The organism is Arthrobacter sp. UYCo732 (genome assembly GCF_040547265.1).
Classification (GTDB): domain Bacteria; phylum Actinomycetota; class Actinomycetes; order Actinomycetales; family Micrococcaceae; genus Arthrobacter.
This window is the reverse complement of sequence record NZ_JBEPPJ010000041.1, coordinates 1-5822: the sequence shown is the minus strand read 5'-3', so window position 1 is coordinate 5822 and position 5822 is coordinate 1. Positions and strand designations below refer to the sequence as shown.

3 rRNA genes are annotated in these 5822 nt (G+C 55.0%); all 3 read right to left on the bottom strand.

The annotated features are described in order from the left end of the window. Window positions 1–67 precede the first annotated feature (67 nt). Window positions 68–184, bottom strand: a 5S ribosomal RNA gene (gene rrf, locus ABIB45_RS22315). 234 nt (window positions 185–418) lie between these two features. Then, a 23S ribosomal RNA gene (locus tag ABIB45_RS22310) occupies window positions 419–3560 on the bottom strand. A 545-nt stretch (window positions 3561–4105) separates the two neighbouring features. Continuing rightward, window positions 4106–5632, bottom strand: a 16S ribosomal RNA gene (locus tag ABIB45_RS22305). Together the 16S, 23S and 5S rRNA genes form the textbook arrangement of a ribosomal RNA operon. Between the last annotated feature and the right edge of the window lie 190 nt (window positions 5633–5822).

The following is a 5822-nucleotide window of genomic DNA, read 5'->3' as shown; positions in this document are numbered from 1 at the left end:
GGTGGGTGGTTAACGTGGGAGAGCCCCCGGACACGTGGTGTTCGGGGGCTCTCGACCGGTAATAGTGTTCCGGCGGTGACCTACTCTCCCACACCCTCCCGGGTGCAGTACCATCGGCGCTGTGGGTCTTAGCTTCCGGGTTCGGAATGGGACCGGGCGTTTCCCCCACGCTATGACCGCCGTAACCCTTGCTCCACACCCGCCTGGACACTGTTGGTCGTGGGGGTGGGAAATCTTGTGGTTACAACTTCCTCCCCTGGTGGGGGAGGTGTGGTGTTGTTATTTTGTTGTGTTTTTGTTCCCTGCAACAAATGGTTTTGTTGTTTGGGAACCACATAGTGGACGCAAGCAGTCTTGTTATCTTTGTACTCTCTGCTGGTGTGAACAGCTTTTGAAGTTCTGTTCACGAAGAGAGTGTGTGGTGTAAGTTATCGGCCTATTAGTACCGGTCAGCTTCACGAGTCGTTAGTCCTCGCTTCCACATCCGGCCTATCAACCCAGTGGTCTGGCTGGGGGCCTCTCACACACAAGGTGTATGGAAATCTCATCTCGAAGCGAGCTTCCCGCTTAGATGCTTTCAGCGGTTATCCCATCCGAACGTAGCTAATCAGCGGTGCACTTGGCAGTACAACTGACACACCAGAGGTTCGTCCGTCCCGGTCCTCTCGTACTAAGGACAGCCCTTCTCAAATTTCCTGCGCGCGCAGCGGATAGGGACCGAACTGTCTCACGACGTTCTAAACCCAGCTCGCGTACCGCTTTAATGGGCGAACAGCCCAACCCTTGGGACCTACTCCAGCCCCAGGATGCGACGAGCCGACATCGAGGTGCCAAACCATGCCGTCGATATGGACTCTTGGGCAAGATCAGCCTGTTATCCCCGAGGTACCTTTTATCCGTTGAGCGACGGCCATTCCACAATGTACCGCCGGATCACTAGTCCCGACTTTCGTCCCTGCTCGAGATGTCTCTCTCACAGTCAAGCTCCCTTGTGCACTTACACTCGACACCTGATTGCCAACCAGGCTGAGGGAACCTTTGGGCGCCTCCGTTACTTTTTAGGAGGCAACCGCCCCAGTTAAACTACCCATCAGGCACTGTCCCTGACCCGGATTACGGGCCGAAGTTAGATGTCCAAAGTGACCAGAGTGGTATTTCAACGATGACTCCACCCGAACTGGCGTCCGGGCTTCAACGTCTCCCACCTATCCTACACAAGCCACTCCGAACACCAATACCAAACTATAGTAAAGGTCTCGGGGTCTTTCCGTCCTGCTGCGCGTAACGAGCATCTTTACTCGTACTGCAATTTCGCCGAGTTTATGGTTGAGACAGCGGGGAAGTCGTTACTCCATTCGTGCAGGTCGGAACTTACCCGACAAGGAATTTCGCTACCTTAGGATGGTTATAGTTACCACCGCCGTTTACTGGGGCTTAAATTCTCAGCTTCGCCGCGAACGGCTAACCGGTCCTCTTAACCTTCCAGCACCGGGCAGGAGTCAGTCCGTATACATCGTCTTGCGACTTCGCACGGACCTGTGTTTTTAGTAAACAGTCGCTTCCCCCTGGTCTCTGCGGCCCCGATCCCCTCCCACCAGCGTGTGGTGTTCAAGGTTGGGGCCCCCCTTCTCCCGAAGTTACGGGGGCATTTTGCCGAGTTCCTTAACCATAATTCTCTCGATCGCCTTAGTATTCTCTACCTGATCACCTGTGTCGGTTTGGGGTACGGGCGGCTAAAACCTCGCGTCGATGCTTTTCTCGGCAGCATAGGATCACCAAATCCCCCCTCACGGGGGTCCCATCAGATCTCAGGCATCATGAACAGCGGATTTGCCTACCGTTCGCCCTACATCCTTAGACCGGGACAACCATCGCCCGGCTTGGCTACCTTCCTGCGTCACACCTGTTAATACGCTTGCCTCCCAGGATCAGGTCCCGCGCTCCACCAAAAACCACGTCACCACAAGGGCGGGCGGTCAGGTCTCGGGCGGTTAGTATCCCCTGTTCAACATGGACGGTTTTTCGCCGGTACGGGAATATCAACCCGTTGTCCATCGACTACGCCTGTCGGCCTCGCCTTAGGTCCCGACTTACCCAGGGCAGATTAGCTTGACCCTGGAACCCTTGATCATTCGGCGGACGGGTTTCTCACCCGTCTTTCGCTACTCATGCCTGCATTCTCACTCGTGTAGGCTCCACCGCTGGTTTACACCGCGACTTCACTGCCCACACGACGCTCCCCTACCACTCCAGACGCCTGAACCACAAGGGCTTAGCTAATATCTGAAATCCACAACTTCGGCGGTGTACTTGAGCCCCGCTACATTGTCGGCGCGGAATCACTTGACCAGTGAGCTATTACGCACTCTTTTAAGGATGGCTGCTTCTAAGCCAACCTCCTGGTTGTCTTCGCAACTCCACATCCTTTCCCACTTAGCACACGCTTAGGGGCCTTAGTTGGTGGTCTGGGCTGTTTCCCTCTCGACTATGAAGCTTATCCCCCACAGTCTCACTGCTGCGCTCTCACTTACCGGCATTCGGAGTTTGGCTGACGTCAGTAACCTTGTAGGGCCCATTAGCCATCCAGTAGCTCTACCTCCGGTAAGAAACACGCAACGCTGCACCTAAATGCATTTCGGGGAGAACCAGCTATCACGAAGTTTGATTGGCCTTTCACCCCTACCCACAGCTCATCCCCTCCATTTTCAACTGAAGTGGGTTCGGTCCTCCACGACGTCTTACCGTCGCTTCAACCTGGCCATGGGTAGATCACTTCGCTTCGGGTCTAGATCACGCCACTGCAACGCCCTATTCAGACTCGCTTTCGCTACGGCTTCCCCACACGGGTTAACCTCGCGACGTAACACTAACTCGCAGGCTCATTCTTCAAAAGGCACGCCGTCACAACTACTATGCACACAAGGTGCGGTTGCTCCGACGGATTGTAAGCACACGGTTTCAGGTACTGTTTCACTCCCCTCCCGGGGTACTTTTCACCTTTCCCTCACGGTACTGGTCCGCTATCGGTCATTAGGGAGTATTTAGGCTTATCAGGTGGTCCTGACAGATTCACACGGGATTTCTCGGGCCCCGTGCTACTTGGGATACTCTCCAGGCGGTACACAACATTTCGGTTACGGGGCTCACACCCTCTCTGGCCGGCCTTTCAAGACCGTTCACCTATGCCTGCACATCACACCCCACTGTCCCGGCAGAGACAGAACGGAAAGTCCCACAACCCCGACCATGCAACGCCCGCCGGCTATCACACATGGAACGGTTTAGCCTGATCCGCGTTCGCTCGCCACTACTAACGGAATCACTATTGTTTTCTCTTCCTGCGGGTACTGAGATGTTTCACTTCCCCGCGTTCCCTCCACGCACCCTATGTGTTCAGATGCGGGTCACCAGGCAACTCGCGTCCCTGGCGGGGTTTCCCCATTCGGACACCCTGGGATCACAGTCCGGTTATCGACTCCCCCAGGCTTATCGCAGATTCCTACGTCCTTCTTCGGCTCCTAATGCCAAGGCATCCACCGTGTGCTCTTAAAAACTTGACCACAAAAGATCAATTCAGAAATTTTCGAGAGAACCACAAAAACCACCCGGACACCACCACCACAACCACAAAGGCCACAGCAACAGCACGCCCGGACAGATCCAGGTTCATATTCTTGGAAATTGCTTCTTATAAAAGATGCTCGCGTCCACTATGTAGTTCTCAAACAACAACCCCGTGCCACACACCCCACACACCCCAGCCCGCAAGAGCCGAAACACGCATGATCGATGCAGCCAGGAAACCAGAAACAAACAAACCCGGCCAGAAACCACCACCACAAAGGCCATGATCCCCACCCGGCCCTGTTGCCTCAGGACCCAACAGTGTGCCAAACACTAAACCGCACAACCCCTCCCCACACCGTTCCAGGACACCCAAAAGCATCCGTACTAGACAAGAAGAAAAACCCTGCGGCCGCTATTCGCTGATATTCCACCCGTGAGCACCCGCCGCAGAACCAGCGTCTGCGCAACGGGCATATACTCCTGACAACCCCTCCACACCCACATAACGCGGGGCAAGGTGATCGTAGGTGCTCCTTAGAAAGGAGGTGATCCAGCCGCACCTTCCGGTACGGCTACCTTGTTACGACTTAGTCCCAATCGCCAGTCCCACCTTCGACAGCTCCCTCCCACAAGGGGTTAGGCCACCGGCTTCGGGTGTTACCAACTTTCGTGACTTGACGGGCGGTGTGTACAAGGCCCGGGAACGTATTCACCGCAGCGTTGCTGATCTGCGATTACTAGCGACTCCGACTTCATGGGGTCGAGTTGCAGACCCCAATCCGAACTGAGACCGGCTTTTTGGGATTAGCTCCACCTCACAGTATCGCAACCCTTTGTACCGGCCATTGTAGCATGCGTGAAGCCCAAGACATAAGGGGCATGATGATTTGACGTCGTCCCCACCTTCCTCCGAGTTGACCCCGGCAGTCTCCTATGAGTCCCCGCCATAACGCGCTGGCAACATAGAACGAGGGTTGCGCTCGTTGCGGGACTTAACCCAACATCTCACGACACGAGCTGACGACAACCATGCACCACCTGTGAACCGACCGCAAGCGGGGCACCTGTTTCCAGGTATTTCCAGTCCATGTCAAGCCTTGGTAAGGTTCTTCGCGTTGCATCGAATTAATCCGCATGCTCCGCCGCTTGTGCGGGCCCCCGTCAATTCCTTTGAGTTTTAGCCTTGCGGCCGTACTCCCCAGGCGGGGCACTTAATGCGTTAGCTACGGCGCGGAAAACGTGGAATGTCCCCCACACCTAGTGCCCAACGTTTACGGCATGGACTACCAGGGTATCTAATCCTGTTCGCTCCCCATGCTTTCGCTCCTCAGCGTCAGTTAATGCCCAGAGACCTGCCTTCGCCATCGGTGTTCCTCCTGATATCTGCGCATTTCACCGCTACACCAGGAATTCCAGTCTCCCCTACATCACTCTAGTCTGCCCGTACCCACCGCAGATCCGGAGTTGAGCCCCGGACTTTCACGGCAGACGCGACAAACCGCCTACGAGCTCTTTACGCCCAATAATTCCGGATAACGCTTGCGCCCTACGTATTACCGCGGCTGCTGGCACGTAGTTAGCCGGCGCTTCTTCTGCAGGTACCGTCACCTTACGGCTTCTTCCCTACTGAAAGAGGTTTACAACCCGAAGGCCGTCATCCCTCACGCGGCGTCGCTGCATCAGGCTTCCGCCCATTGTGCAATATTCCCCACTGCTGCCTCCCGTAGGAGTCTGGGCCGTGTCTCAGTCCCAGTGTGGCCGGTCACCCTCTCAGGCCGGCTACCCGTCGTCGCCTTGGTAAGCCATTACCTCACCAACAAGCTGATAGGCCGCGAGTCCATCCAAAACCACAAAAAGCTTTCCACCCCCCACCATGCGATGAGGAGTCATATCCGGTATTAGACCCAGTTTCCCAGGCTTATCCCAGAGTTAAGGGCAGGTTACTCACGTGTTACTCACCCGTTCGCCACTAATCCCCCCAGCAAGCTGGAGATCATCGTTCGACTTGCATGTGTTAAGCACGCCGCCAGCGTTCATCCTGAGCCAGGATCAAACTCTCCGTTGAAGTAAAACAAAAACAGAAACAACCAACACCCCCGGAAATAACGGAAGAAGAAAGCTGCAAAATTTGAAACCAGCTGTAAAAACCAGACCACACCACAGGATGGCATGACCCGGCAAATTCAACCAATTCAATACAATAAATTGGTATCAACAAACTTGGCACACTATTGAGTTCTCAAACAACAGACACA